Source organism: Bacillus sp. COPE52 (assembly GCF_003355115.1).
GTDB lineage: Bacteria > Bacillota > Bacilli > Bacillales > Bacillaceae_G > Bacillus_A > Bacillus_A toyonensis.
On the sequence record NZ_CP031292.1, the window covers coordinates 3,819,576 to 3,845,778 of the forward strand.

The window sequence follows — 26,203 nt, forward strand, 5'->3', positions numbered from 1 at the left end:
GCAAGGAGTTCTAATTAAATAAGTACAAGCATATATTGGAACAAGCTAGGCGTAAGGGAGGCTTGTTCCAATATGCGTGTATCAAATGTAACGGTTAGAAAAAGACTTATTTTTATACTTATATCAGGTATACTTATTTTCACTATCATCGATATTCGTCTTGGATATGTACAGTTTTTTCTTGGGAATATGTTAACGGATCGCGCGAAAGATTCGTGGAGTCGTAATATTACTTTTGAGCCTGAAAGAGGGAAAATTTTAGACCGAAACGGTGTGGAACTTGCCACAAATAAAAGTGCCCCAACGGTATTTGTAGTACCGAGGCAAATTGAAAAACCAGCAGAGACTGCAGAGAAGTTAGCTGCAGTATTAGGTGTGGAAAAAGACGAGATTTATAAGAGGGTTACAAAAAAGGAATCAATTGTAAGATTAGATAAGGGTGGCAGGAAAATATCGCATGACAAAGCGAAAGAGGTACGAGGATTAAGTTTAAAGGGAGTTTATATTGCAGAGGATTCTATCCGGTACTATCCATTTGGGAATTTTTTATCACACGTATTAGGGTTTGCAGGTAGTGATAATCAAGGTCTTATGGGGTTAGAAAAATATTATGATAAAGAGCTGAATGGTGATAAAGGTCATGTCCGTTTTTTTGCAGATGCGAAAGGACAAAGAATGCCTAATATTGGTGATGATTTCAAAAAACCAGAAGCTGGATTGAACTTAGGCTTAACAATTGATGCGCGTATTACGAGAATTATGGAAAGAGAAATGAATATCGCAGAGTCAACATATAATCCCGACGGTATGATTGCAATTGCAATGAATCCAAAAAATGGTGAGATTTTAGGCATGTCGAGTCGACCGAGTTTTGATCCAGCAGATTTTCAAAGTGTTTCTCCAGAAGTGTATAATAGAAATTTACCTGTATGGAGTACGTATGAGCCTGGTTCAACATTTAAGATCATTACGTTAGCGGCCGCTTTGAATGAAAATTTAGTAGACTTAGAGAAAGATACGTTTTATGATGATGGAGCAGCTGAAGTTGGTGGGGCCAGATTAAAATGTTGGAAAGCTGGAGGTCATGGTAGCCAGACGTTTTTAGAAGTCGTTCAAAACTCGTGTAACCCAGGGTTTATTGAACTTGGTGATCGTCTTGGTAAAGACAGATTGTTTAAATACATTCGCAACTTCGGCTTTGGACAGAAGACTGGAATCGACTTGCAAGGTGAAGGTAGTGGGATTTTATTTAATTTAGATAAAGTTGGTCCAGTTGAGCAAGCAACAACCTCATTTGGGCAGGGTGTTTCTGTTACACCAATTCAACAAGTAGCAGCTGTAGCAGCGGCTGTAAATGGTGGAACGTTATACCAACCATATATAGCTAAGGAATTTATTGATCCGAAAAATAATCAAGTTGTTAGTAAAAAAACACCTGTTGATAAAAGGAAAGTTATTTCCGAGGAAACTTCAGAAAAAGTTCGTTATGCATTAGAGAATGTTGTAGCGAAGGGATCTGGTAAAGGTGCGTTTATTGACGGATATCGTGTAGGTGGAAAAACAGGTACTGCTCAAAAGGTGAAAGATGGTAAATATTTAGAGAATAACTATATAGTATCTTTTATTGGTTTTGCTCCAGCGGATGATCCGCAAATTGTTGTTTATGTAGCTGTCGATAATCCAAAAGGAGTCACTCAATTTGGTGGAGTAGTAGCGGCTCCAATTGTTGGGAATATTCTTCGGGATGCACTTCCTGTTATGGGAGTGAAACCTAGAAAAGAACAAGTTGAGAAAGAATATAAATGGGGCGACACACCAACTGTTGAAGTTCCGAATTTAATTGGCATGAAAAAGAAAGATTTACAAACTCAACTTGTTGATTTGAAGCTAGATATAAGCGGAGATGGAGAGAAAGTAATTAAACAATCACCAGAAGCTGGGGCCAAGGTAAAAGAAGGCTCAAAAATTAGAATTTACTTCGGGAATTAAAGGTAACATAATGTGTTTTATGGTACAATTGGTGGAAGTGAGTTCTTTATAGAAGAGTTACTTAATTTGAGACAGCAAGTGTCTCATTAATAAATAGGTCTATGTATTAGACGATAGTAGCACGTACCTCCTATTTAAATTAACTAGGAGGTAATGTGTTGCTTACTAAAAAAGAGATAAATAAACAATGTAGAGAGGGTTTAGTGAAATGAAGTTGCATACACTTGTATCATGTTTGCATGATTTTCCAGTTGTTCCAAAAGAAAATCCAGAAATCACATCTATTGAAGCTGATTCACGTAAAGTGAAAGAAGGAAGCTTATTTGTATGTATGAAAGGGTATACGGTTGATAGCCATAATTTTGCTAAGCAAGCAGCGGCACAAGGAGCGGCTGCTATTGTTGCGGAAAGACCAATTGATGTTGACGTTCCAGTTGTACTTGTGAAAAATACTTTTCGTTCGTTAGCGGTTTTAGCTGATTATTTTTATGGTCAACCAACACACAAGTTACATTTAATCGGTATTACAGGTACAAATGGAAAGACAACAACATCGCATATTATGGATGAAATTATGCGCGCACATGGTCACAAAACAGGGCTAATTGGAACGATTAATATGAAAATCGGTGATGAAACATTTGAGGTGAAAAATACAACACCAGATGCACTAACACTTCAACAGACGTTTTCAAAAATGGTTGAACAAGGTGTAGATAGCACAGTAATGGAAGTTTCGTCTCATGCTTTAGATCTTGGGCGTGTACACGGATGCGATTATGATGTTGCAGTATTTACGAATTTAACACAAGATCATTTAGACTATCATAAAACGATGGAAGAATATAAACATGCGAAGGGCTTGCTTTTTGCACAGCTTGGCAATAGTTATAATCATAATCGTAAAAAATACGCTGTATTGAACAGCGATGATCCAGTTACGGAAGAGTATATGAGAAGCACAGCGGCAACTGTTGTAACTTACGGTATAGATGTTTCAAGTGACATTATGGCTAAAGATATCGTTATGACGAGCGGTGGTACGACATTTACACTTGTAACACCGTATGAAAGTGTAGATGTTACGATGAAATTAATTGGTAAGTTTAATGTATACAATGTGTTGGCTGCTACAGCAGCAGGGCTTGTTTCGGGCGTAAGCTTACAAACAATTATTGATGTAATTAAAGAGCTTGCTGGTGTGCCTGGACGTTTTGAAGTTGTTGATGGTGGGCAAAATTACACAGTTATTGTGGATTATGCACATACACCTGATAGCTTAGAGAACGTTCTAAAAACAGCGAAACAGTTTGCGAACGGTGATGTGTATTGTATCGTTGGTTGTGGTGGTGATAGAGATCGCACGAAAAGGCCAGTGATGGCAAGTGTCGCGGTAGAATATGCAACTCAAGCGATTTATACATCAGACAATCCAAGAAGCGAAGATCCAGTGGCTATTCTAGATGATATGATAAAAGATGCAAAAGGGAATAATTATGAAGTAATTGTTGATCGAAAAGAAGCGATACGTTATGCTATTTCGAAAGCCAAAGCAGAAGATATTATTATTATTGCTGGTAAAGGGCATGAAACGTATCAAATTATTGGTAAAGAAGTTCATCATTTTGACGATCGTGAAGTTGCTAAAGAAGCAATTACAGGGCGTCTAAACAACGAAGAGTAACAACGTGAGAGGAGGACTACATGTGCTTGAGCAAGGTTTATTAGTAACGGCAGGGGTAGCATTCTTAATTTCTGTTGCCCTTTCGCCACTGTTTATTCCATTTTTAAGAAAATTAAAGTTCGGACAGAGTATTCGTGATGAGGGACCGAAGTCACATCAAAAAAAATCAGGGACACCAACGATGGGCGGTATTGTCATATATGTATCTATGATGGTAACGACCTTAATTATGGCAATTAAGTTTAATCATTTACGTGCAGAGGTTTCGTTACTATTATTGGTGACATTTGGTTATGGATTAATTGGTTTTTTAGATGACTACATAAAGGTAGTTAAGAAAAGAAACCTTGGTTTAACATCGAAACAAAAATTACTAGGACAGCTTATTATTGCAATTGCGTTCTTTTTAATTGGAAAAGGGCAAGCATTTCACACATACATTATGATTCCAGGAACGGATGTTAAGTTTGAACTAAGCTGGGCGTATTTTGTTCTTGTATTATTTATGCTTATTGGTGGGTCGAATGCAGTTAACTTAACTGACGGTTTAGATGGTTTATTATCGGGAACAGCCGCTATTGCATTTGGAGCGTTTAGTATTATTGCTGTGGCACAAGAGCAATTCGGAGTAGCAATATTCTGTATGGCAGTTGTAGGAGCTGTACTTGGATTTTTAGTATTCAATGCGAATCCAGCGAAAGTATTTATGGGAGATACGGGTTCCTTAGCTTTAGGTGGAGCGATCGCAGCTGTAGCAATTTTACTAAAACAAGAATTGTTACTTGTAATTATTGGTGGAGTATTCGTAATGGAAACTTTATCTGTTATTATTCAAGTCATTTCGTTTAAAACAACCGGAAAGCGTGTCTTTAAAATGAGTCCATTACACCATCATTATGAATTATGTGGTTGGTCAGAATGGCGCGTCGTTGTGACGTTTTGGTCTGTAGGATTTTTATTAGCTATGTTAGGAATTTATATCGGGGTGTGGATGTAATTGAAAACTGTAACTGAATTTCAAAATAAAAATATTCTTGTATTAGGCATTGCAAAAAGTGGTTATGCAGCAGCTACCTTGTTACAAAAATTAGGGGCAAATGTTATTGTAAATGACGGAAAGCCTTTAGCAGAAAATACGCTTGCTGCAGAATTACAAGCAAAAGGAATGGACGTTGTATGCGGGGGGCATCCTTTGGAATTATTAGAGAGAAATATTTCTCTTGTAGTAAAAAATCCAGGGATTCCGTATTCTAACCCAATATTAGTTGCTGCGAAAGAAAAGCAGATTCCAATCGTTACGGAAGTTGAATTAGCATACCGTATTTCAGAAGCGCCATTTGTTGGTATTACGGGGTCTAACGGTAAAACGACGACGACAATGCTTACGTTTGAAATGCTAAAAGAAGGACGAAAGCATCCTATTATTGCAGGGAACATAGGCACTGTAGCTTGTGAAGTAGCACAGGATGCAAAAGAGAATGAAGTTGTAGTTACAGAACTTTCATCGTTCCAACTGATGGGAGTAGAATCGTTCCAGCCTAAAATCGCTGTGTTTTTAAACTTATTTGAGGCCCACTTAGATTATCATGGGACGAAGAAAGAATATGGTTTAGCAAAAGCTAATATTTTTAAAAACCAAACAGAAAACGATTATAGTGTAATAAATGCAGATGATGCAGATGTGATGGCTTTATCTGCTTATAGTAAAGGTCAAAAAATACTATTCTCGACAGCGAAAGAAAATGAAGATGGTGCGTGTATAAAAGATAACGCTCTTTATTTCAAAGGTGAAAAAGTTGTTGAAGTAAGCGATATTGTTTTACCTGGTCAGCATAATTTAGAGAATATTTTAGCTGCGATGAGTATTGCGAAACTATTAGGTGTTTCTAATGAAGCTATTACGGTTGTGTTAAAACGTTTTACAGGTGTAAAACATCGTTTAGAATATGTAACAACTATTAACAACCGTAAGTTTTATAATGACTCAAAAGCGACGAATATGTTAGCGACTGAGAAAGCTTTATCTGCGTTTACACAACCAATTGTGTTATTAGCAGGTGGGCTTGATCGTGGGAATGAATTCGATGATTTAATTCCATATTTCAAAAATGTAAAAGCGCTTGTAACATTTGGACAAACAGCACCAAAATTAGTAAGAGCAGCAGAAAAAGTGGGATTAGATATAATTGAAAGTGTCGACACTTTAGATGAAGCAGTAGTGAAAGCTTATGCTCATTCTACGGAGGGCGATGTAATTCTTCTTTCCCCAGCATGTGCAAGCTGGGATCAATTTAAAACATTTGAAGAAAGAGGAGACATTTTTATACAAGCTGTGCATAAACTTATATAAAGTAAATCAAAACATCAGTAGGCTAACACCTACTGATGTTTTGTTACATAGGGCAAAAGATTCTGCCTAAAGAGGTGGTGTTCATGGCTAATGAAGAAGACGCCTGATTATATTCTTATTATCGTTACACTTGCGTTGTTAACAATCGGAATGATTATGGTTTATAGTGCGAGTGCGGTTTGGGCCTCTTATAAAATGGGGGATTCATTCTTTTTTGCAAAAAGACAATTGTTGTTTGCGAGTATTGGTGTAGTGGCTATGTTTTTTATCATGAAAATTGATTATTGGGTGTGGCGGACATATTCAAAAGTAATTTTGCTAGTTTGTTTCGTTCTTCTTATTCTCGTTCTAATTCCAGGAGTAGGTCTTGTCCGTGGGGGAGCACGAAGTTGGATTGGAATCGGTGCATTTTCCATTCAACCGTCAGAGTTTATGAAATTCGCGATGATTATTTTTTTAGCGAAATTTTTAGCGGAACGACAAAAGTTAATTACATCGTTTAAACGTGGATTACTACCTGCTCTTAGTTTTGTATTTCTTGCTTTTGGGATGATTATGTTACAGCCAGATCTTGGTACGGGAACGGTAATGGTTGGGACATGTATTATTATGATATTTATCTCGGGAGCAAGGGTCTTTCATTTTGCAATGTTTGGTTTGCTTGGTGTAGCAGGATTTGTAGGGTTAATTGCATCAGCGCCATATCGAATGAAACGCATCACATCATATTTAGATCCGTGGTCGGATCCGCTCGGAAGTGGATTTCAAATTATTCAATCGTTACTCGCAATTGGACCTGGTGGTTTATTTGGGCTTGGACTTGGGCAAAGTAGACAAAAATTTCTTTATTTACCTGAACCACAAACAGACTTTATATTTGCAATTTTATCCGAGGAATTAGGTTTTATTGGCGGTTCATTTGTGTTATTATTATTTAGTCTATTACTATGGCGCGGGATTCGTATAGCATTAGGAGCGCCAGATTTATATGGTACGTTTTTAGCAGTAGGTATTGTGGCGATGATTGCGATTCAAGTAATGATTAATGTTGGTGTTGTAACGGGACTAATGCCTGTTACGGGTATTACTTTGCCATTTTTAAGTTATGGTGGATCAAGTTTGACCTTAATGTTAATGGCAGTAGGTGTATTATTGAATATAAGTCGCCATTCTCGCTATTAAACCCTGTTTAAAAGACAGGGTTTTTCGTATGTGTGGAAAATACAATATGTATATGGAAATAAATACAATTGAATAAGAACAGGGAAGTGGAGGAATTAGTAGTGCGAGTATTAGTAAGTGGTGGGGGTACTGGAGGCCATATTTATCCAGCTCTTGCTTTAATTAGAGAAATAAAAAAATTAAATCCGGAAGCAAGATTTTTATACATTGGTACAGAAAATGGATTAGAGAGTACCATCGTTCCAAAAGCTGGTATTCCGTTCCAATCTATTGTTATAAGTGGATTTAAACGAAAAATATCGTTAGATAATGTGAAAACGGTTATGCGTTTTCTAAAGGGTGTACAAGATAGTAAACGATATATTCGTCGTTTTAATCCGGATATAGTGATTGGAACGGGTGGATACGTATGTGGACCTGTTGTATATGCGGCAGCAAAACTAGGTATTCCAACTATTGTGCATGAACAAAATAGTGTACCAGGTGTAACGAATAAATTTTTAAGTCGTTACGTTGATAAAGTTGCGGTTTGTTTTGAAGCAGCTACAGAACATTTTCCACAGTCAAAAGTGGTAATGACAGGTAATCCGCGAGCATCAGAGGTAATGGATCAAAATGGAATGAAAGGGAAACGTTCAGTTGGTCTATCTCTTCCTAAAAAGTCCGTACTTATTTTTGGGGGAAGTCGCGGAGCTAGACCGATTAACGATGCTTTCGTAGAAGCGATTGAACAGTTTGGAAATAAAAGTTACGAAGTATTGTACGTAACAGGTGAAGTGCATTATGACAAAGTGATGGATGCTGTGAAGGAAAAAGGCAATCCGAATAATGTTATTATTAAACCTTTCATTCATAATATGCCAGAGGTACTAACTGGCGTTGATCTTGTTGTTTCAAGAGCCGGAGCAACAACACTTGCAGAATTAACAGCATTAGGTAAGCCGAGTGTGTTAATTCCGAGTCCGTACGTAACAAATAACCATCAGGAGAAGAATGCACTTTCAGTTGTTGATAAAGGAGCGGCGAAAATGTTACTTGAAAAAGAATTAACAGCTGAAACGCTTATTCGTGATATTGATGAGATTTTATTAGATACACAAACATTACAAAATATGAAGCTAGCTGCTAAGCAACTAGGTATTCCTGATGCAGCAAATAAGTTGTATGGAGTAATGAATAAGCTTGTGAAAAAATAACGTTAGGTGAACGCCCTGCATATTACTGTAATAAGGAAACTTAATATTGGGGGAGAGCGTCTATGGAACAATTAGTAAATGAGCTTATAGAAGCAAATGTTGGTCGCGTGTTAGTTAACGAGCCGTTAGCACGTTATACAACTATGAAGATAGGTGGACCAGCTGATATTTTAATTGTGCCAAAGCATGTTGCCGGTATTGAGAAAATATTGCAGTTAGTAAAGAAATATAAAATAAAGTGGACTGTAATTGGTCGAGGTTCAAACCTTCTTGTATCTGATAAAGGGATAGAAGGCGTTGTTATTCGTTTAGGAGAAGGATTAGACCACTTAGAGGTCGAAAAACATAGGGTAAGAGTTGGTGGCGGATATCCCCTTATTAAATTGTCAACATTACTTAGTCGCCAAGGGTTGGCTGGATTGGAATTTGCAAGTGGTATTCCAGGGAGTGTCGGTGGTGCAGTGTATATGAATGCTGGAGCACATAAATCAGACATATCAAACATATTGTCAAAGGCTCTAATTCTATTTGAAAACGGAACAATTGAATGGTTAACGAATAGAGGAATGGAGTTTTCATATCGTACATCTGTATTGCAAACGAAACGTCCTGGTATTGTTTTGGAGGCGGAGTTTCAATTACAGGTAGGAGAGCGTGAGGAAATCGTAAGAAACATGCAAAAGAATAAAGATTACCGCCGTGAAACACAACCGTGGAATCATCCTTGTGCTGGAAGTGTGTTTCGGAATCCAATCCCGTATTTTGCAGGAGATTTAGTAGAGAAAGCTGGGCTTCGTGGCTATCAAATAGGTGGAGCTCAAATTTCTGAAATGCATGGGAATTTTATTATTAATACTGGGGGAGCCTCAGCGCAAGATGTATTAGATTTGATTTCATTAATAAAGCATACAATTAAGGATAAATTTGGTGTAGAAATGCACACAGAAGTAGAAATCATTGGAAGATAACGGTTATTCATTCCGCTCATTATCATTTATGTTATAATAAGAAGATAAGAACGGCATGAGGAACATGCCGTTCTTTATGTTACATAGGGGGATCGTACATGAAAAATAGTAAAGTGATTAAACTACAAGATCGTGTACCAAAATTAAAAAATCAAAAGAAAAAAAACAAAAAAAATGTTAATCATCGGTTGATTTTATACATATCAATTTTATTTTTATTAGTACTCTTTTTAATTTATTTTCGGTCTCCGCTTAGTAATATAAAAAAGATAAGTGTGTATGGAAATCATTATATGACAGATGACCAAGTAATGAAGGAATCAGGTGTGACATATGATACAAGTTATTTCCGAGTGACAGCACATAAAGCGGAAGAAAATTTAACGAAACGAAAAGAAATTAAAGCAGTAAATGTAAAAAAGCGTTTTCCAAACAAAATTGATGTTCATATTAAAGAATATGTAACGATTGGTTATATAAACAAAGATGGAAAATTACAACCGTTATTAGAAAATGGGAAAACACTTGATGTACTCCCGAATGGAAAACTTCCTGTTGCAGCACCAATTTTTGAACCTTTTAAAGAGGAGAAAATGAAGGGACTAATTGCTGAACTAGAAAAGTTAACTCCGACTATTTTAAGGTCTATTTCTGAAATTCGTTATTCACCGACGAATGCGAATGAAGACCATCTTACTTTATATATGAATGAAGGATATGAAGTGAGCACTACGATTCAAAATTTCGCAAAGCGTATGGAAACTTATCCACTTATTTTAAAAACAATTGAGCCAGGTAAGAAGGTGTTAATTGACTTAGAAGTAGGTGCATATACGAAAGAGTTAGGTGTAGAAGAAAAAAAAGAATAGAACGGTAGTATTCACTGCATTAATATAGAAAAAAGAGAAACGAATGTTCTATCATATGCATACGAATTTACTAGAATGGTTCATTTGATGAAAAATATGTAAAAATTCTTAGATTCATACTAGGATTGGTACAAGTTTCACTTTTCTATGAGTACATCTTAGTGTAGACTTATACTTGGCGGTAATTTTTACACTTGAAATAAAATTATTTCAAGATAAGCAGTTCTTCACAGGTTACTGCGATATTCTTAAATGAATGTTAAATAAAAATAAGAAAAATATAGGGTTAAAAAAGGGAAACGTATAAAGACGTTGAATATTTTTCTTATAAATAGTAAAGTTGCGATTGTTGTTCCATATATTGAGTTGTATGGTATAAATAAAGAAGGAGGTGCCAAAGAATGAACAGCAATGAAATATATGTTAGTCTTGACATCGGTACATCCAATGTTAAAGTCATCATTGGTGAAATGGTTAATGACAGCTTAAACATTATTGGTGTTGGAAATGTAAAATCGAATGGTTTAAAGAAGGGATCGATAGTCGATATAGATGAGACTGTTCGATCAATTAAAAAAGCAATTGAACAAGCTGAGCGCATGGTGGGAATCCACATTGAGCAAGTTGTAGTAGGTGTCAATGCAAACCAGGTACAGCTACTTCCTTGTCATGGAGTAGTCGCTGTTTCAAATGAAGATCGTGAAATCGGGAATGAAGATGTCTTACGCGTTCTAGATGCAGCACAAGTTGTGTCAATTGCTCCAGAACGTGAGTTTATTGATGTGGTACCTCGACAGTTCATCGTAGACGGTCTTGACGAGATTAACGATCCACGTGGAATGATCGGTGTAAGATTAGAAATGGAAGGTACACTTATTACAGGATCGAGAACCTTACTACATAACTTACTTCGTTGTGTAGAAAAAGCAGGTCTTGAAATTGTTGATATTTGTCTTCAACCTTTAGCAGCTGCAACAGTTGCTATATCTTCGGATGAAAAAAATAGAGGAGTAGCCCTTGTTGATATGGGGGGAGGATCTACGACTTTATCTATTTTTAAAGATGGAGAGTTACAAGCGACAAGCGTATTACCATTAGGTGGAGACCATATAACGAAGGATATTGCGATTGGGTTGAAAACTTCAACAGAAAATGCAGATCAAATTAAGTTGAAATATGGACATGCTTTTTATGATACAGCATCGGAAGAAGAAATGTTTACGGTTCCTATTATGGGAAGCGATCAAACAGAACAATATTCTCAGTTGGAGTTATCGGATATTATCGAGGCTCGTGTAGAGGAAATTTTAATGTTTGTTCAAGATGAAGTACGTAAGTTAGGAGTAAAGCAAGTAGCTTCTGGGTATGTACTAACTGGTGGAATAGCTTCTATGCCAGGTGTTCTTGATCTTGCATATGATATTTTACATGAAAATGTTCGTGTAGCAACTCCTGACTATATTGGTGTGCGTGAGCCCCAATATACAAGTGGAGTTGGATTAATTAAACATTCATATCAAAAAGCTAAATTACGTGGGAAAAATGTGCAGGAAAAGCAAGAACATTTTGAACCAGTACCAGCACCAGCACCAATGCCGGTACAACAACAACCTGCGAAACAAAAAACCCGTAATCAAAACAATAATAATCAAAATGATGACCGTATGATGTCAAAAGTAAAACGTGTATTCCGTTATTTATGGGATTAAAATTGGACACGAAAAATGAGGTTCTAGGGGGATTTCGACATGTTAGAGTTTGATACTACTCAAGATCAATTAGCGAATATAAAAGTTATCGGTGTCGGCGGTGGCGGAAACAATGCTGTAAACCGTATGATTGAGCACGGTGTACAAGGTGTTGACTTTATCGCTGTGAATACTGATGCACAAGCGTTAAATCTATCAAAAGCTGAAACAAAAATGCAAATTGGTGGAAAATTAACGCGTGGACTTGGTGCAGGCGCAAACCCTGAAGTAGGGAAAAAAGCGGCAGAAGAAAGTAAAGAACAGATCCAAGAAGCACTTCGTGGTGCAGATATGGTATTCGTAACTGCTGGTATGGGCGGCGGAACTGGAACTGGTGCAGCTCCAGTTGTTGCTCAAGTTGCAAAAGAACTAGGTGCATTAACAGTTGGTGTTGTAACACGTCCATTTACGTTTGAAGGACGTAAGCGTGCAACACAAGCTGCGTCTGGTATTGCGGCATTTAAAGAAAATGTAGATACACTTATTGTAATTCCAAACGATCGCTTATTAGAGATTGTTGATAAAAATACGCCAATGTTAGAAGCGTTCCGTGAAGCAGATAACGTATTACGTCAAGGTGTACAAGGTATTTCTGATTTAATTGCTACACCAGGTCTAATTAACTTAGACTTCGCAGACGTAAAAACAATTATGTCTAATAGAGGTTCTGCTTTAATGGGTATCGGTTCTGGTAATGGGGAAAATCGTGCTGCTGAAGCTGCGAAAAAAGCGATTTCTAGTCCATTACTAGAAACATCTATTGATGGAGCTCAAGGTGTTATTATGAATATTACGGGTGGAGCTAACTTAAGCTTATACGAAGTACAAGAAGCAGCAGACATTGTAGCTTCAGCTTCGGATCCAGAAGTAAATATGATCTTCGGTTCTGTTATTAATGAAGGATTAAAAGATGATATCATTGTAACTGTAATTGCAACTGGTTTTGATGATAGTATTGCAACTCAACCACCAAAACCAATGATTCGTCCGAATGCGAATCACGCGCAACAACAGCAACAACCAGTAGCTCAGCCTTCAAAACAACGTGAAGTAAAACGTGAAATGAAGCGTGAAGAGCCGGTTGTACATGAGCGTCATTCAGATTCAGATGATATCGATATTCCAGCATTTTTACGTAACCGTCGTAGACGATAAAAAAAAGGGGCATTCATGCTCCTTTTTTGTTTGTGAATGGAAAAGACCTGCTGAGCAGGTCTTTTTTTATTTTGTATATTTAAATTTATCTCGCATTAACGGCCCGTAAAAGCTCGGTTTATGTGGGTTAAAAGGAACCGATTCTACTGATTAAAATTGCGCGTTAAAGTTGTAGTACAGGATTTTTAATTTTCGTTACATATAGTTCAGCCCATCTGTCGGTAAAAAATAAAAACATATCATTCTATGAAACTATACTTTTATTTTTTACCGACAGATTATGTCTAGAAATCACAAAATAACAAAAAAACACCTCCGCAAATTGACACACTTTCCCATTGGATATGCATTATACTAGTCTCAACTTAAAAAAAGAGGTGAATTGTTTGGTTGTTTACGCCGACGTTGTTTGGTTGTTAAACGCCTGCATTGATTTTCTTTTACTTTTATTAACAGCTACCGTGTTAAAAAAGAAGATCAAAAGATGGAGGCTTGTGTTAGGGGCATTTATAGGTTCCACCATTGTTATTTTTGCCTTTACTCCTTTTGCTTCTATGATGACACATCCGATTATGAAACTACTGTACTCGTTACTTATTGTGTATACAGCCTTTGGGTTTACAACGTTTAGAAATTATACACAAACTGTTTTTACTTTTTACTTTGTCACTTTTATGGTTGGTGGAGGATTAATGGGAACTCATTTCTTTTTGCAAACGAATGAGATGGTAAATGGATTGGTTCAATCTCAATCGATTTCTTACGGTGATCCAATTAGTTGGTTGTTTGTTATTTTAGGTTTTCCAGTAATTTATTATTTTTCTAAAAAGCGTATTGAAAGCGTAGAAATCACGAAAATACACTATGACCAAATCGTGAAAGTGAAAATTCAATTAGCTGAAGAAGAATTGGAACTAGCAGGTTTAATTGACAGTGGGAATCAACTTTACGACCCGTTAACAAAAACACCCGTAATGATTATGCATATTTCATCATTAGAACATTGTTTGCCATCTTGGTTAACAGAACAAATTTATTCCAAAACAGAAATTCCTCAAATACCAGAAAAAGATTCTGGATGGGCGACAAAATTACGCTTAATTCCTTTCCGAGCAGTAGGAGTAGAGAGTCAATTTTTGTGGGCAATTAAGCCTGATAGTGTGCAAGTTGATCATGAAGGTAGTTCAATCGTTGTAAACAAAGTATTGATTGGGTTAAATACACAACAACTGTCTACCAATGGAGAGTATCAATGCATTGTACATCCAAAAATGTTGATTTCGCAAAAAATGGTAATTGCTTAATTATGAGAGGCGGGATAATATGATGAAATTAAAATTTTATTTAGTATACCTTTGGTATAAAGTATTGCTGAAACTAGGAATTAAGACCGATGAAATTTATTATATTGGTGGAAGTGAAGCGTTGCCACCGCCGTTAACGAAAGAAGAAGAAGAAGTTCTTTTGAATAAATTGCCAAAAGGCGATCAAGCGGCAAGGTCATTACTTATTGAACGCAACTTACGGCTAGTTGTATATATAGCAAGGAAATTTGAAAATACAGGGATAAATATTGAAGATTTAATCAGTATAGGAACAATTGGCCTTATTAAAGCGGTAAATACATTTAATCCAGAAAAGAAAATAAAATTAGCAACATATGCATCTCGTTGTATAGAAAATGAGATTTTAATGCATTTGCGCCGAAATAATAAAAATCGTTCGGAAGTGTCTTTTGATGAACCGCTTAACATTGATTGGGATGGGAATGAACTGTTGTTATCAGATGTATTAGGTACAGATGATGATATTATTACAAAAGATTTAGAGGCTACTGTAGATCGTCATCTTCTAATGAAAGCATTGCACCAATTAAATGATCGGGAAAAACAAATTATGGAGCTTCGATTTGGGCTTGCTGGAGAAGAGGAAAAGACGCAAAAAGATGTGGCGGATATGCTTGGGATTTCACAGTCATACATTTCACGTTTAGAAAAAAGAATCATAAAAAGGTTACGAAAAGAATTTAATAAAATGGTGTAAAGAATAAGACCAGCCTTTATGTAGGCTGGTCTTATTCTGTTTAGTTGTAGAAGAAGGGGGAATTAAAATGAAAAATGAAGAGAAAACCACATGCATAAAATCCCCTTCAAAGGAAATACTTTACACTGTACAGCAACTCCCGATAGGAGGGAACACTTTGACGAGAAACAAAGTAGAAATTTGCGGTGTTGATACAGCAAAACTTCCAGTACTAAAAAATGAAGAAATGCGTAAATTATTTCGTGAAATGCAAAGTGGAGAGATAAGCGCAAGAGAGAAATTAGTGAATGGAAACTTACGTCTTGTATTGAGCGTCATCCAAAGATTTAATAACAGAGGAGAATATGTTGACGATTTATTTCAAGTTGGTTGCATCGGACTTATGAAATCCATTGATAACTTTGATTTAGGCCAAAATGTAAAATTTTCAACGTATGCTGTGCCGATGATTATTGGAGAAATACGCAGATATTTGCGTGACAACAATCCGATTCGCGTATCTCGCTCGTTACGAGATATTGCGTATAAAGCGTTGCAAGTAAGAGAAAAATTGATCGCAGAAAATTCAAAAGAACCAACAGCAATGGATATTGCAAAAGTGCTAGAAGTGACTCACGAAGAGATTGTATTTGCTTTAGATGCGATTCAAGATCCAGTGTCATTATTTGAGCCGATTTATAACGATGGGGGAGATCCTATCTTTGTTATGGATCAATTAAGTGATGAAAAACAAAAGGACGAGCAGTGGGTTGAAGAGTTAGCGCTGAAAGAAGGCATGAAGCGTTTAAATGATCGTGAAAAGATGATTATTCGAAAACGGTTCTTTCAAGGAAAAACACAAATGGAAGTTGCAGAAGAAATCGGGATTTCTCAAGCTCAAGTATCACGCTTAGAGAAATCGGCTATTAAACAAATGAATAAAACGATTCAAGGATAAGGTCTCACCATTTATGGTGAGGCCTTTTTATATGTACTATTATAGTTTGCGTTCATAGCAATGAGGTCGTGTTCATATAATGAAAATAATATGAACCTTAGTAGCGGTTACTTCCTGTTAATATGAAATACAGTAGTCTGTGTACTTCCAATTCGCCATATAAGGGAGAGGATGAGAGTGATACGGATTTCAGAGTTACAGATGAAGGATGTTATAAATATTTCAGATGGGAAAAGGCTTGGAAATATTGGAGATATTGAGATTGATATCGATACAGGGAAGATTTGCTCTATTATTATTTCCAAACAGGCACGTATGCTTGGGATTTTTGGGAAAGACGTAGAAATTATAGTTCCTTGGGAGGAAGTTATGAAAATCGGGGAAGATGTCATACTTGTAAGAGTAAATCCTGTTAATTCTGTAACAGAATCAATACAAACAACGACAATTTCATAAAGAATATTACAAATTCCTCTTTTTTTTCTGTTGGTATTATGAAAAAATAAAAGTATGGTAAAATAGACAGGAAGTACCATGCTTTTTTCTGTTATTTTAATTAAAAAGGAGCCGCTTTATGAGAGAACCATTTAAATATGTGGACGGTATACTGTATTTACAAGCGTGGAAAGAACTTGGAAACATTACTGCTGGATTTACGACAAAAGATGGTGGGATAAGTACGGGCTCCTTTCATGCGATGAATTTAGGATTACATGTGAATGATATCGTGGAGAACGTTCATGAAAACAGACGCATTTTAGCAAATAAGTTACAAAAACCATTGGAAAACTGGATTTGCTCTGAACAAGTTCATGATCACCAGGTTGAAAAAGTAGGACAACAAGAAAAAGGAAGTGGCGTCTATTCATATGAGGATGGCATTTCAAAAACAGATGGCATTTATACGACTAATAACGATGTTCTTTTAACGTCTTGTTACGCGGATTGTGTCCCACTCTATTTTTATGCACCATCACATGGTATGATAGGACTTGCGCATGCTGGGTGGAAAGGGACTGTAAAAGAGATTGCAAATGAAATGATTCAAAAATGGAGTGCAGAAGGGATTTCAAGTGATGAAATTCATGTTGCAATTGGATCGGCAATCGGATCTTGTTGTTATGTTGTTGATGATAGAGTGTTAACAGCGGCACAGCAAGTAGTAAACGGTTCTGTCCCATATAAAAAAATTTCTGATGGACAGTACGCAATTAATTTAAAAGAAATTAATCGTATATTATGTGTACAAGCAGGCATAAAAGAAGAGCATATTGTAATGTCATCTCTTTGTACAAGCTGTGAAGAACAACTATTTTTCTCTCATCGTCGTGATCAAGGGAAGACAGGGAGAATGTTGAGTTTCATAGGTTTTAAGGAGGAAGAAAACAAGTGACAGTACAAGAAAATTTAATAATTGTAAACGAAGCTATTAAAGAATCTTGCACACGAGCTGGACGTTCGTTGCAAGATATTAAACTTGTTGCAGTTACAAAAACTGTAGGGATTGAAAAAACAAACGAAGTAATGGAAGCTGGAATTATCGATTTAGGTGAAAATAGAAATGAAGGTTTCTTACAGAAATACGAGCATTTTGGCTCAAAAGTGAATTGGCACTTTATTGGCTCATTACAAACGAGAAAAGTAAAAGAAATCATTAATGAAATTGATTATTTACATTCGTTAGATCGTCTTTCTCTGGCGAAAGAAATTCAGAAACGTGCTGATAAGAAAGTGAAATGCTTTATTCAAGTGAAAACCTCATCTGAAGAATCAAAGCAAGGATTGGCAATAGAAGAAACAGTTTCTTTTATTCAAAGTTTGCAAGAATTGGATAAGATTGAAGTGGTTGGACTAATGACGATGGCGCCATTTACAGAAGAAGAGGAAGAAGTTCGTCGCTGCTTTAAGGACTTGCGCAAGCTACAAATAGAGGTGCAGGAGCTAAATCTATTACATGCGCCATGTAAAGAATTATCAATGGGAATGTCCAATGATTACACGATTGCAATTGAAGAAGGTGCTACATATATTCGTTTGGGAACGATTTTAGTAGGAAAAGCGTAAAAGGAAGGAGAATCTTATTATGAGTTGGTCAAAAGTAAAATACTTCTTTTTTGATACACCAGAAGAAAAAGAAGCAGCTCAATATAGCTATGAAAAGGAGCAAACGGATATGAAGAAGCAGCAAGATCCGCCGGAACAACAAGATGTTACGTTTCCGAAAGCACAACCGAAACAAAATGTTGTGAGCATTGAAACGGCAAAGCAATCTTCAAAAGTTGTTTTATTAGAACCACGCACGTATTCGGAAGCGCAAGGTATTGCGGACCATTTGAAAGGTAGACGAGCTGTTGTAATTAATTTGCAAAGAATGTCTACTGATCAAGCAGTACGTATCGTTGACTTTTTAAGTGGTACTGTATACGCTATAGGCGGGGACATTCAAAAAATAGGACCGAAAACATTTATGTGTACACCTGAAAATGTAGATATTGTTGGTGCAATTTCAGAATTATTCGGCGAAGAAGAAGAAACAAATATAAAGAGGTGGTAATACGCCATGACAACCGTTTTAAATGTTTTACTTACTGCTATCGAGATTTACTCGTGGGCACTTATCATTTACATCCTCCTATCATGGTTTCCTGGTGCAAAGGAATCAACTTTTGGAGATTTTCTTGCACGTATTTGTGAACCGTATTTAGAACCATTTCGCAGATTTATTCCGCCGTTTGGTATGATTGATATCTCTCCACTCGTTGCGATTTTTGCGTTAAAACTTGCTAAAAGTGGTTTGTTCAGTTTGTTCAGCTATTTCTTGTAATAAGAGGCTAAATACATGAGCATTTACGAACATTTCAGACCTGATGAAGAGGTCTTTGTAGATAAAGTGCTAGAGTGGAAGCGAGCAGCAGAGTACCATCAAGTGAAACTAACAGATTTCCTTGATCCAAGACAGCAACAAATTGTTTCTATGGTAATTGGACAAGGAGATGTTGCTGTGCAATTTGACGGTGCAACGCCTTACGCAGAGCGTAAAAGAGCACTTATTTATCCAGACTATCTAGAATTAAATGAAGAAGAATTTCAAGTAGAAGTATTAGAAATTGACTATCCTTCCAAGTTTTATACGCTAGAACATAGGCAAATATTAGGTACATTTATGTCACTTGGTTTAACGAGAGAAAAATGTGGTGATATTTTGCTTCAAGAAAATCGTGCCCAAATTGTAGTTGCGAAAGAAATCGTATCTTACATTGAGATGAACTTACAAGCAATAGGGAAAGTAAAAGTCTCCTTATCAGCAGTACAAGGAGAACAAATTCTACAGACTCATGAAACGTGGGGAGAGAAATCTGGAACGGTTTCTTCACTTCGCTTAGATGTTATGTTGGCTGAAATGTTACATATATCCAGACAGAAAGTGCAACCTTTCATAAAAAATGGTTTAGTAAAAGTCAATTGGAAAACAGTAGAGCAAACTTCTTATGAATGTTATCCAGGAGATGTGTTTTCGGTGAGAGGATATGGGCGAAGTAAATTGTTTTCTGTAGAAGGTAGAACAAAACGCGACAAATGGAGAATTTTGTATGGTATACTAAAATGATTGGTTTTTTAGAAGGAAATCCTCCTATTTTGTCGAAGAAAAGATATAATTGAAAGAGGAAATTTAGATAACTACTTGGAGGTGGCGTTGTGCCGTTAACACCATTAGATATTCATAACAAAGAATTTGGTCGCGGATTCCGTGGCTATGATGAAGATCAAGTAAATGAGTTTCTTGATCAAATTATCAAAGATTATGAATTAGTCATTCGTGAGAAAAAAGCTTTAGAAGAAAAAGTTGCGCAATTAGAAGGAAAGTTAGATCATTTTTCTAACATTGAAGATACGTTAAACAAATCTATCGTTGTTGCACAAGAAGCAGCGGAAGAAGTAAAACGTAATGCGCAAAAAGAAGCGAAATTAATCGTACGTGAAGCTGAAAAAAATGCAGATCGTATCATTAACGAAGCTTTAGTAAAATCAAGAAAAGTTGCTTTTGATATTGAAGAGCTAAAGAAACAAGCGAAAGTATTCCGAACTCGTTTCCGTATGTTATTAGAGACACAGCTTGAAATGCTAAACAACGATGATTGGGATAAACTAATTGAGTTAGAAGACGAAGTAGATGAGCTGTTGAAAAAAGAAGAAACAGTGTAAGCTTGACGTTTTTCTCATTATTACATATAATTTTAAACAACATATTTATTAAGAAAAACGAAGATAGGGATAAGTACCTTTTCAAACCTTATATAGCGAACTGAGGACGGTGTAAGCTCAGGATAAGGAGATTAGTGGGAATATCACCCTGGAGTTCCGCGCTGAACAAATAGAGTAAGCGTAGGCGTGTATTCGCGTTAAGAATATAAAGAGGGTTTTATACATATGTATAGAATCTACTAGGGTGGTACCGCGGGAGACTTTCTCGTCCCTTTTTGGGATGAGAAGGTCTCTTTTTTATTCCGTTTTTTAAGTATTTCTTTTATACATGTAAGGAGGAATTGAGCATGGAGTACAAAAATACATTACTGATGCCAAAAACAGAGTTCCCAATGCGTGGGAATTTACCAAAACGTGAGCCTGCAATGCAAGAAAAATGGGCTGAAATGAATATTTATGAAAAAGTACAAGAACATACAAAAGGGCGTCCTTTATTTGTATTGCATGATGGACCTCCATATGCGAATGGTGACATTCATATGGGACATGCATTAAATAAAGTGTTAAAAGACTTTATTGTTCGCTATAAGTCAATGACTGGTTTCAGTGCACCATATGTTCCAGGTTGGGATACGCACGGTTTACCAATCGAACAAGCGTTAACGAATAAAGGTGTAAAACGTAAAGAAATGACAGTTGCTGAGTTCCGTAAGTTATGTGCAGAGTATGCATATGAACAAGTAGAACGTCAACGTGAACAATTTAAGCGCCTAGGTGTACGTGCAGATTGGGATAATCCATATATTACTTTAGAGCCAGCTTATGAAGCACAACAAATTAAAGTGTTTGGTGATATGGCGAAAAAAGGTTACATCTATAAAGGGCAAAAACCAGTTTACTGGTCTCCAACAAGTGAGTCTGCTTTAGCAGAAGCTGAAATTGAATACCAAGATAAAAAATCAGCATCTATTTATGTAGCGTTCCCTGTAAAAGACGGAAAGAACGTATTAGAAGGTGATGAGAAATTTATCATTTGGACAACAACTCCTTGGACATTACCTGCGAACTTAGGTATTTCTGTTCATCCAGAGCTTGAATATAGCATTGTAAAAGTAAATGACGAGAAATATATTATCGCTTCTGAATTATTTGAGACAGTTGCAAAAACGTTAGAGTGGGAAAAAGCTGAAGTTGTGAAAACGGTAAAAGGTAGCGAACTTGAGTATACAGTTGCAAAACACCCATTCTACGAGCGTGATTCATTAGTTATGCTAGGAGATCACGTAACAACAGATGCAGGTACAGGTTGTGTTCATACAGCACCAGGACATGGGGAAGATGACTTCGTTGTTGGTAAAAAATATGGATTAGAAGTACTTTGCCCAGTTGATGATAAAGGTGTATTAACAAATGAAGCACCTGGATTTGAAGGCTTATTCTATGATAAAGCTAACAAGCCAATTACAGAAAAATTAGAAGAAGTAGGCGCGTTACTGAAACTAACATTCATTACGCATTCATACCCACATGATTGGAGAACGAAAAAACCAATTATTTTCCGTGCGACAGCACAGTGGTTTGCATCTATTGAAGCATTCCGTAAAGAGTTATTAGAAGCTGTTGCGGAAACGAAATGGGTACCAGCATGGGGCGAAACTCGTCTTCATAACATGGTTCGTGACCGTGGTGACTGGTGTATTTCTCGTCAGCGTGCATGGGGTGTGCCAATTCCTGTATTCTATGCTGAGAATGGTGATCCAATTATTACAGATGAAACAATTAACCATGTAGCAGATTTATTCCGTGAACACGGTTCTAACGTATGGTTTGAGCGTGAAGCGAAAGATCTATTACCAGAAGGATTTACACATCCAGGTAGCCCAAATGGTGAATTCCGTAAAGAAACAGATATCATGGATGTATGGTTCGACTCAGGTTCATCTCACCAAGCGGTATTAGAAGAACGCGATGACTTACAACGTCCAGCTGATTTATATTTAGAAGGATCTGACCAATATCGTGGTTGGTTTAACTCTTCATTATCAACAGCAGTTGCTGTAACAGGTAAAGCTCCATATAAAGGCGTACTAAGCCATGGTTTCGTACTAGATGGTGAAGGACGTAAAATGAGTAAGTCGATTGGAAACATCGTCGTACCGAAGAAAATTATGGATCAATTAGGCGGAGATATTTTACGTTTATGGGTATCATCTGTTGACTATCAATCTGACGTACGTATTTCAGATGATATTTTAAAACAAGTAGCAGAAGTGTATCGTAAAATCCGTAACACATTCCGTTTCTTATTAGGCAACTTAGATGACTTTAAGCCAAGTGAAAACACAGTAGCGGTAGCTGAACTTCGTGAAGTAGATCGTTACATGTTAGTGAAGTTAAATGACTTAATTACAAAAGTAAAAGAAGCATATGAAACATATGACTTTGCTGCTGTATATCATGCTATTCACAACTTCTGTACAATTGATCTAAGTTCATTCTACTTAGACTTTGCAAAAGACATTTTATACATTGAAGGTGCAAATCACGCGGATCGTCGTGCAATTCAAACTGTATTATATGACGTTCTTGTTGCATTAACGAAACTTGTAACACCAATCTTACCTCATACAGCTGATGAAGTATGGCCATATGTTCCAGGTGTAACAGAAGAAAGCGTACAGTTAACTAACATGCCGGAAGCTACAGAAGTAGAGGGTTCGGAAGCATTAAAAGCGAAATGGGATGCATTTATGACATTACGTGATGACGTATTAAAAGCGTTAGAAGTAGCTCGTAATGAGAAAGTAATTGGTAAGTCACTAAATGCGAGCATTACCCTTTATCCAACTGCAGAAATGAAAGTAATGTTAGAGTCTATTAGCGAAGACTTGAAGCAATTATTCATCGTTTCTGAATATAAACTTGGTGGTATGATGGAAGAAGCTCCAGCAGATGCGCCTAAGTATGAGCATACAGCGGTTGTCGTTTCTCAAGCAACTGGTGAAACATGCGAACGTTGTTGGGTAGTTTCAGAAACAATTGGTAAAGATGCTGAACATGAAACATTATGTGAGCGTTGTGCATCAGTTGTTAAAGAAAACTATGTAAAATAATAAAAAACTGACTGCTATGGATGCAGTCAGTTTTTTTATTGATGGTATATCGAAATAACTTTCAGGCTCTTTCCTGTGAAGGAAAAATGTGTGTGAGGTAAGCAAATAAATTTCGGACACACTAACTGTACATTACAGCTAGGAGGAATGTACACGTGAATGAAATTTACATGGAAATAAAAGAAGAATTGCAATTGATGAGAAAAGAGTTGCAAGAGAGACTAGCTAAAGAAGTAATGCACAAATATGATGCTGAGTTCAGCCAAGAGCTTGGATATGAAATTAAGGAAGGGATAAAGAAAAAATTGCTATTACATGATATAAAAGAGGACTTAAAGGATGTAGAACGCGCATTATTTAAAATGGAAATAGATATGTACGGTATTTGTGAAGAGACGGGGAGAGTAATTTCGACAAAGCAAATGAAAACAATGCCGACTGCCCGTACGATTCATGAATTTTTCTATGAAAAGGTAAATGTATGAATACGCACAACGATATTATATTACCTTTTTTTAATTTATTTTATTCTTCTATAAAGGTTCATTGTGAAAAGGTAGCAGCTATGCTAAAATTTTGAGGTACACTGTCTTTGTGGGGGAAATGAAAATGATATATTATGTAATAGCGTTATTTGTCATTGCCATCGATCAAATATCGAAGTGGCTAATTGTAAAGAACATGGAATTGGGTATGAGCATTCCGATAATCGATAATGTATTATACATAACATCACATCGAAATAGAGGAGCTGCCTGGGGGATTTTAGAAAATAAAATGTGGTTTTTCTACATTATTACGGTTGTCTTTGTAGTATTTATCGTAATGTATATGAAAAAATATGCAAAAACAGACAAGCTTCTAGGAATTTCATTAGGTCTAATTTTAGGTGGAGCAATTGGTAACTTTATTGATCGTGTATTTAGACAAGAAGTAGTGGATTTTATTCACGTGTATATTTTCTCGTACAACTATCCAGTATTCAATGTAGCTGATTCAGCGTTATGTATTGGTGTTGTATTAATTATTATTCAAACATTATTAGAAGGCAAGAAAACGAAGGAGTAATTGAATGAGTGAAGTAGTACAGGTAACAGTTGCAGAAGAACAAAAAAGTGAGCGAATCGATAAATTCGTTGCAGAAATTAACAGTGAATGGTCACGTTCACAAGTACAGCAATGGATTAAAGATGATGTTGTAACAGTGAATGGGAAATCGGTAAAAGTAAATTATAAAGTTAAAGAAAATGATGAAATTACAGTAACGATTCCTGATCCGGAAGAGTTAGATATTCAAGCGGAAGATATGAACTTAGAAATTTATTATGAAGATGCAGATGTACTTGTTGTAAATAAGCCACGTGGTATGGTTGTACATCCAGCACCAGGTCATACAAGTGGCACACTTGTGAATGGTCTTATGCATCATTGTACAGATTTATCAGGCATTAACGGTGTAATGCGTCCTGGTATCGTGCATCGTATTGATAAAGATACATCTGGTCTATTAATGGTTGCTAAAAATGATATGGCACACGAATCACTTGTAAATCAACTTGTAGCAAAAACAGTAACAAGACGTTACAAAGCGATTGTACACGGTGTTATTCCGCATGATAAGGGAACGATTGATGCTCCGATTGCTCGTGATAAGAAAGAACGTCAAAGTATGACAGTTGATGAAAATGGTAAGCATGCTGTTACGCATTTCCAAGTGTTAGAGCGTTTCAAAGATTTCACACTTGTAGAATGTCGCTTAGAAACAGGACGTACACACCAAATTCGTGTTCATATGAAATATATTGGCTATCCACTTGCAGGAGATCCAAAGTATGGACCAAAGAAAACATTAGACATGAATGGACAGGCACTTCATGCAGGTATTTTAGGATTTGACCACCCTCGTACTGGTGAATATATTCAGTTTGAGGCACCGATTCCAGAAGTGTTTGAAGAGACTTTAAATATTTTACGGAAATAGTATTGACAAATCATGAGAAAACTGAGATACTGACAACAGTTAAATAATGATCCTTTAACACAGCCCCGTGAGGTTGAGAAGGTAACGGTTTGAAATACTTAGGGTATGTTGTACCCTTTTTTCAAAAGTCCTCTCGCACACGCTGAGAGGACTTTTTTTATACCATTACTCTCACGCAAGAAAAATAGCTTGGAGGTGTAGAGCATGCAGGAAAAAGCTGTCGTTTTAGATGACCAAATGATTCGCCGCGCTTTAACACGAATTAGTCATGAAATCGTGGAACGAAATAAAGGTGTCGATAATTGTGTTCTTGTCGGAATTAAAACACGTGGAATTTTTATTGCACAACGTTTGGCAGAACGAATTGGTCAAATTGAAGGAAAAGAGATGGAAGTAGGAGAGTTAGATATAACTTTATATCGTGATGACTTAACACTTCAATCAAAGAATAAAGAACCACTAGTAAAAGGTTCAGATATTCCAGTAGATATTACGAAGAAAAAAGTAATCCTTGTAGATGATGTATTGTATACAGGAAGAACAGTTCGAGCTGCGATGGATGCTCTTATGGATTTAGGAAGACCATCACAAATTCAATTAGCTGTTCTTGTAGATAGAGGACATCGTGAATTACCAATTCGCGCTGATTATGTAGGAAAGAACATTCCAACATCAAGTGAAGAGCGTATCGAAGTTGATTTGCAAGAGACAGATCAACAAGATCGAGTAAGTATATACGATAAGTAAAGCCCTTTTAAATGTAGTCCTGTGAGGCTGCCAAAGGG

General features: G+C 36.5%; 25 protein-coding genes and 1 other annotated feature. All 25 genes read left to right on the forward strand.

The annotated features are described in order from the left end of the window. Nucleotides 1-72 precede the first annotated feature (72 nt). The 25 genes from DPQ31_RS19245 to pyrR all read left to right on the forward strand — a co-directional run bounded on the left by DPQ31_RS19245 (nucleotide 73) and on the right by pyrR (nucleotide 26,165). Nucleotides 73-1,989, forward strand: coding sequence for a stage V sporulation protein D (locus DPQ31_RS19245; RefSeq protein ID WP_001266240.1), 1,917 nt, complete (start codon nucleotides 73-75; stop codon nucleotides 1,987-1,989). Between the two features lie 208 nt (nucleotides 1,990-2,197). Continuing rightward, nucleotides 2,198-3,673 (forward strand): UDP-N-acetylmuramoyl-L-alanyl-D-glutamate--2,6-diaminopimelate ligase, encoded by a 1,476-nt coding sequence (locus DPQ31_RS19250; protein WP_000766323.1) that lies wholly within the window; start codon nucleotides 2,198-2,200, stop codon nucleotides 3,671-3,673. 22 nt (nucleotides 3,674-3,695) lie between these two features. After that, on the forward strand, nucleotides 3,696-4,670 hold the full coding sequence (gene mraY, locus DPQ31_RS19255) for a phospho-N-acetylmuramoyl-pentapeptide-transferase (protein WP_087969781.1): 975 nt from the start codon (nucleotides 3,696-3,698) through the stop codon (nucleotides 4,668-4,670). Continuing rightward, nucleotides 4,671-6,023: a UDP-N-acetylmuramoyl-L-alanine--D-glutamate ligase gene (murD, locus tag DPQ31_RS19260; RefSeq protein ID WP_000860109.1), complete on the forward strand. Its 1,353-nt coding sequence runs from the start codon at nucleotides 4,671-4,673 to the stop codon at nucleotides 6,021-6,023. 90 nt (nucleotides 6,024-6,113) lie between these two features. Continuing rightward, nucleotides 6,114-7,205 (forward strand): stage V sporulation protein E, encoded by a 1,092-nt coding sequence (gene spoVE, locus DPQ31_RS19265; RefSeq protein ID WP_000753526.1) that lies wholly within the window; start codon nucleotides 6,114-6,116, stop codon nucleotides 7,203-7,205. Between the two features lie 101 nt (nucleotides 7,206-7,306). Then, nucleotides 7,307-8,401, forward strand: a complete 1,095-nt coding sequence (murG, locus tag DPQ31_RS19270; protein ID WP_001265419.1) for an undecaprenyldiphospho-muramoylpentapeptide beta-N-acetylglucosaminyltransferase — start codon at nucleotides 7,307-7,309, stop codon at nucleotides 8,399-8,401. A 62-nt stretch (nucleotides 8,402-8,463) separates the two neighbouring features. After that, on the forward strand, nucleotides 8,464-9,369 hold the full coding sequence (gene murB / locus DPQ31_RS19275; RefSeq protein WP_000437053.1) for a UDP-N-acetylmuramate dehydrogenase: 906 nt from the start codon (nucleotides 8,464-8,466) through the stop codon (nucleotides 9,367-9,369). A 98-nt stretch (nucleotides 9,370-9,467) separates the two neighbouring features. Further along, nucleotides 9,468-10,238 carry a cell division protein DivIB gene (gene divIB, locus DPQ31_RS19280; protein ID WP_000798216.1) on the forward strand — a complete coding sequence of 257 codons (771 nt, stop codon included), beginning with the start codon at nucleotides 9,468-9,470 and terminating at the stop codon, nucleotides 10,236-10,238. Nucleotides 10,239-10,639: 401 nt separating this feature from the next. After that, on the forward strand, nucleotides 10,640-11,947 hold the full coding sequence (gene ftsA / locus DPQ31_RS19285; protein WP_001087556.1) for a cell division protein FtsA: 1,308 nt from the start codon (nucleotides 10,640-10,642) through the stop codon (nucleotides 11,945-11,947). Nucleotides 11,948-11,986: 39 nt separating this feature from the next. Then, entirely contained in the window at nucleotides 11,987-13,141 is a 1,155-nt protein-coding gene (gene ftsZ / locus DPQ31_RS19290) for a cell division protein FtsZ (RefSeq protein ID WP_000888976.1), read from the forward strand. A gap of 386 nt (nucleotides 13,142-13,527) precedes the next feature. Further along, nucleotides 13,528-14,445: a sigma-E processing peptidase SpoIIGA gene (gene spoIIGA / locus DPQ31_RS19295; RefSeq protein ID WP_000261990.1), complete on the forward strand. Its 918-nt coding sequence runs from the start codon at nucleotides 13,528-13,530 to the stop codon at nucleotides 14,443-14,445. Between the two features lie 19 nt (nucleotides 14,446-14,464). Further along, nucleotides 14,465-15,184, forward strand: a complete 720-nt coding sequence (sigE, locus tag DPQ31_RS19300) for an RNA polymerase sporulation sigma factor SigE (RefSeq protein ID WP_000976947.1) — start codon at nucleotides 14,465-14,467, stop codon at nucleotides 15,182-15,184. Nucleotides 15,185-15,341: 157 nt separating this feature from the next. After that, complete coding sequence (sigG, locus tag DPQ31_RS19305; protein WP_000197755.1) at nucleotides 15,342-16,121, forward strand: RNA polymerase sporulation sigma factor SigG; 780 nt, start codon at nucleotides 15,342-15,344, stop codon at nucleotides 16,119-16,121. Nucleotides 16,122-16,292: 171 nt separating this feature from the next. Then, entirely contained in the window at nucleotides 16,293-16,577 is a 285-nt protein-coding gene (locus DPQ31_RS19310; RefSeq protein WP_033657297.1) for a YlmC/YmxH family sporulation protein, read from the forward strand. Nucleotides 16,578-16,695: 118 nt separating this feature from the next. Continuing rightward, nucleotides 16,696-17,514 carry a peptidoglycan editing factor PgeF gene (gene pgeF / locus DPQ31_RS19315; RefSeq protein WP_208730897.1) on the forward strand — a complete coding sequence of 273 codons (819 nt, stop codon included), beginning with the start codon at nucleotides 16,696-16,698 and terminating at the stop codon, nucleotides 17,512-17,514. Continuing rightward, entirely contained in the window at nucleotides 17,511-18,185 is a 675-nt protein-coding gene (locus DPQ31_RS19320) for a YggS family pyridoxal phosphate-dependent enzyme (protein WP_000218001.1), read from the forward strand. Before pgeF ends, DPQ31_RS19320 begins: the two co-directional genes overlap by 4 nt. A gap of 19 nt (nucleotides 18,186-18,204) precedes the next feature. Next, nucleotides 18,205-18,675, forward strand: a complete 471-nt coding sequence (locus tag DPQ31_RS19325; protein ID WP_000119137.1) for a cell division protein SepF — start codon at nucleotides 18,205-18,207, stop codon at nucleotides 18,673-18,675. 6 nt (nucleotides 18,676-18,681) lie between these two features. Next, complete coding sequence (locus tag DPQ31_RS19330; RefSeq protein ID WP_000214326.1) at nucleotides 18,682-18,945, forward strand: YggT family protein; 264 nt, start codon at nucleotides 18,682-18,684, stop codon at nucleotides 18,943-18,945. 15 nt (nucleotides 18,946-18,960) lie between these two features. Further along, entirely contained in the window at nucleotides 18,961-19,728 is a 768-nt protein-coding gene (locus DPQ31_RS19335) for a YlmH family RNA-binding protein (protein WP_098137290.1), read from the forward strand. Nucleotides 19,729-19,817: 89 nt separating this feature from the next. After that, entirely contained in the window at nucleotides 19,818-20,324 is a 507-nt protein-coding gene (divIVA, locus tag DPQ31_RS19340; protein ID WP_001131611.1) for a septum site-determining protein DivIVA, read from the forward strand. A 51-nt stretch (nucleotides 20,325-20,375) separates the two neighbouring features. After that, nucleotides 20,376-20,600: a binding site (T-box leader), on the forward strand. Between the two features lie 71 nt (nucleotides 20,601-20,671). Beyond that, complete coding sequence (gene ileS2 / locus DPQ31_RS19345) at nucleotides 20,672-23,437, forward strand: isoleucine--tRNA ligase (protein ID WP_000455940.1); 2,766 nt, start codon at nucleotides 20,672-20,674, stop codon at nucleotides 23,435-23,437. A gap of 155 nt (nucleotides 23,438-23,592) precedes the next feature. Then, complete coding sequence (locus DPQ31_RS19350) at nucleotides 23,593-23,922, forward strand: TraR/DksA C4-type zinc finger protein (protein WP_098137289.1); 330 nt, start codon at nucleotides 23,593-23,595, stop codon at nucleotides 23,920-23,922. A gap of 124 nt (nucleotides 23,923-24,046) precedes the next feature. Further along, nucleotides 24,047-24,505 carry a lipoprotein signal peptidase LspA gene (gene lspA, locus DPQ31_RS19355; RefSeq protein ID WP_000642175.1) on the forward strand — a complete coding sequence of 153 codons (459 nt, stop codon included), beginning with the start codon at nucleotides 24,047-24,049 and terminating at the stop codon, nucleotides 24,503-24,505. 4 nt (nucleotides 24,506-24,509) lie between these two features. Continuing rightward, nucleotides 24,510-25,418: an RluA family pseudouridine synthase gene (locus DPQ31_RS19360; RefSeq protein ID WP_000005848.1), complete on the forward strand. Its 909-nt coding sequence runs from the start codon at nucleotides 24,510-24,512 to the stop codon at nucleotides 25,416-25,418. Nucleotides 25,419-25,622: 204 nt separating this feature from the next. Next, nucleotides 25,623-26,165: a bifunctional pyrimidine operon transcriptional regulator/uracil phosphoribosyltransferase gene (gene pyrR, locus DPQ31_RS19365; RefSeq protein WP_001156491.1), complete on the forward strand. Its 543-nt coding sequence runs from the start codon at nucleotides 25,623-25,625 to the stop codon at nucleotides 26,163-26,165. Nucleotides 26,166-26,203 lie beyond the last annotated feature (38 nt).